General features: G+C 43.6%; 1 protein-coding gene. It reads right to left on the bottom strand.

The window, feature by feature from the left end; translation table 11 throughout:
* Positions 1-209: ABC transporter permease subunit (locus tag V0R37_RS23125; protein WP_420376694.1), on the bottom strand; the 209-nt coding region annotated here is incomplete at its 3' end.
* Positions 210-241: the final 32 nt, after the last annotated feature.

Below are 241 nucleotides of genomic sequence, written 5' to 3' on the forward strand. Positions count from 1 at the left end.
TACAGTTGCACTAACAGTGGAGTGCCACGCAAGAAATAGATATAGCACCAAGCGGGCATCCATATCACCCACAGCGAATTATTTCGAGCAATCGCTAAGGGAATAGCCACAACCAAGCCGATCACTAAAGATAACCCTACCAGCCAAACTGTGGTCCATAACCCAGAAAAATACAGAGGTAAGCTTTGTAAAATGACTGAAAAATCCATCGCTACCTCGTTTGGATAGTAAATTTACGCTC

Origin of the sequence: Pollutimonas rozaliensis, assembly GCF_048751585.1 — a bacterium.
GTDB lineage: Bacteria > Pseudomonadota > Gammaproteobacteria > Burkholderiales > Burkholderiaceae_B.